This window comes from Kineococcus glutinatus, assembly GCF_039542765.1.
GTDB lineage: Bacteria > Actinomycetota > Actinomycetes > Actinomycetales > Kineococcaceae > Kineococcus_A > Kineococcus_A glutinatus.
In genome coordinates this window covers 1-1965 of sequence record NZ_BAABIL010000236.1, presented here as the reverse complement: position 1 = coordinate 1965, position 1965 = coordinate 1, and the positions used below count along the sequence as shown (strand labels likewise).

2 protein-coding genes are annotated in these 1965 nt (G+C 76.8%); both read left to right on the top strand.

What is annotated here, in order from left to right; translation table 11 throughout:
• Positions 1-27 precede the first annotated feature (27 nt).
• A complete protein-coding gene (locus tag ABEB16_RS09910) occupies positions 28-1068 on the top strand; it encodes a hemolysin family protein (protein WP_345712094.1) in 1041 nt (346 codons plus the stop codon).
• 124 nt (positions 1069-1192) lie between these two features.
• Positions 1193-1965: hypothetical protein (locus ABEB16_RS09905; RefSeq protein ID WP_345712093.1), on the top strand; the 773-nt coding region annotated here is incomplete at its 3' end.

Here is a 1965-nt window from a genome sequence, read left to right as displayed (position 1 = left end):
CCTGCGCACCGGTGAGGGGGTGCGCCGGTGAGCCCCGCGGCCGCCCTCCTGCTCGGCGTGGCCCTGCTGCTCGGCAACGCCTTCTTCGTCGGCGCGGAGTTCGCCGTCCTCTCCGCCCGCCGCAGCCAGATCGAGCCGCTGGCCGGGACCAGCGCCCGCGCCCGCCACACCCTCGCGGCCATGGAGCAGGTGTCCCTCATGCTGGCCACCTGCCAGCTCGGGGTGACGCTGTGCTCCCTCGGCCTGGGCGCCGTCGCCGAGCCGGCGCTGGCGCACCTGCTGGAGCCGCTGTTCGCCCTCGTCGGCGTGCCGGAGCAGCTGCTGCACCCCGTGGCGCTCGTCCTGGCCCTGGCCGTCGTCGTGTACCTGCACGTCGTCGTCGGCGAGATGATCCCGAAGAACCTGGCCATCGCCGGGCCCGAGCGCGCGGCGCTGGTGCTCGCGCCGCCGCTGCTGTCCCTCGGCCGCTTCCTCGGCCCCCTCATCCGCGGCCTCAACGGCCTCACCAACGGGGCCCTGCGCCTGGCCGGCGTGGAGCCCAAGGACGAGGTCGCCTCGGCGTTCACCGTCGAGGAGGTGCAGTCGATCGTCGCGGAGAGCCGGCGGGAGGGGACGCTGGAGGACACCCAGGGGCTGCTGTCGGGCGCCCTGGAGTTCAGCGACCGCACGGTCGGCGACCTGGCCGTCCCGCGCGAGCGGCTCGTCACGGTGCCCGCCGGCGCCACCCCGCAGGACGTCGAGCTGCTGGTGGCCCGCACCGGCTACAGCCGCTTCCCCGTCGTCGACGCGACCGGGGAGCTGACCGGCTACCTGCACCTGAAGGACATCCTCTACGCCGACGACGAGCGCTACACCCAGCCCGTGCCGGACAAGCGGGTGCGCCAGCTCGTCACCGTGGGCAGCGGCGAGGAGGTCGAGGACGCCCTGGCCGCGATGCGCCGCAACGGCGCCCACCTCGCGCGCGTCCTGGACGCCGGGCGCGTCAGCGGCGTGGTGTTCCTCGAGGACGTCCTGGAGGAGCTCGTCGGCGAGGTCCGCGACGCCGCACAGCGCAGCGCGCTGCGCTGACGCGGCGGTCCCCGCCGGGAGCGCTGCGGCCGGCGGGGCACACGACCTCCACGACCGCTGCACCGCCCCCGCCCGCTGCGGCCGGGTGGGGGCGGGGGGCGGTGGTGGGAGGATGGGTGGCGACATGAGCGAGCAGTCCCAGAGATCCACCCTGACCATCAACTGGGCGCAGGTGCTGGCGGGCTCCCTCGCCGCCGTGACCTCCGCCGTGCTGTTGTCCTACCTCAAGGCGCTGGGGTCGGTCGGCACGTTGCTCGGTGCCGCCATCGGCAGCCTCGCGGCCTCCACCGCCACCGCCGTCTACGTCCACTACCTCAACCGCAGCCGCGAGAGGCTCCTGGAGGCCTCCCGCCGCGCCCGCGGCCGGAGCGCCGGCAGGACCGGCGACGGCACCGGCGACGGCACCGGTGGGGACGACGACACCGGCGGCGGCGACACCGGGACCGGGGAACCGCCCGCACCGGTGCCGGTGCCCCCGCCGGCGCCCCGGGCACCGCGGCGACCGCGGCCGCGCCACGTCCTCGGGCTCGCGGCCGCGACGTTCGCGCTCGCCGTCGGCGGCATCGCCACCTTCGAGTTCCTGACCGGCGAGCCCGTCGCCGCCCGCACCCAGGGCGCGAGCGCCTCCACCGCCGGCGTGGTCGGCGTCGACGTGCGCCCGGAACCGGCCACCCCGACGCCGACGGCCACCGCGACCGACAGCCCCACCGACGACCCCACCGCGACCGCGACCGACAGCCCCACCGCCAGCCCCGACGCCGGCACGGGCGACGACGAGCCGAGCGCCACGTCCGGCAGCACGTCCAGCAGCACGTCCAGCGCGTCCCCGACCGGCAGCGGCTCCGCCACCGCGAGCGCCTCGCCGGTCCCCGAGCGGGGGACGGTGCCCACCGGTGG